General features: G+C 42.3%; 1 pseudogene. It reads right to left on the bottom strand.

The features are described 5' to 3' along the window. Positions 1-232 precede the first annotated feature (232 nt). Positions 233-480 (bottom strand): annotated as a pseudogene (locus CYP28_RS00690) (fibronectin type III domain-containing protein); the annotation flags it as partial.

Raw genomic sequence — 480 nt, forward strand, 5'->3', positions numbered from 1 at the left:
CTCAAGGCCGTCTTTATCGACAGCTGTGACTCTATAATACCTTGTCGCTGCGTTTGTGTTTATGAGGTCCTCGTAGGTGTTGCTAGTCGTTTTTGCTAGGTATGTGTAAGGCAAAATTTTACTTGTCGTTCTATAAACCTTAACATAAGCAAAATCCTCAGCTGGCGCGTAATCCCACGTTAAGATGATCTTTTTTGGCGCATTTTTGGTTGCTTGGACGTTCGTTACTGATTTAGGGTAACTCCTTTGTTGTGGCGCTTATGTTTTGGCTTGGTTTTGAGATGACGCCAGAAGAAGTTTTAACTAAGATCCTATACTCATAAGACCTACCAGGTTTTACCTCAGTGTCGATATACTCGGCATTTAGTCTGCCATTTACCTCTGCTACTTGGCTAAATTTATTAGCTCCTGCATCGCTTCTTTGGATGATGTAGCTTGCTACGGTGCTATCAGGATGTGGTCTCCAGATCACTTTTACAC

It is taken from the genome of Campylobacter concisus (genome assembly GCF_002914195.1).
Classification (GTDB): domain Bacteria; phylum Campylobacterota; class Campylobacteria; order Campylobacterales; family Campylobacteraceae; genus Campylobacter_A; species Campylobacter_A concisus_M.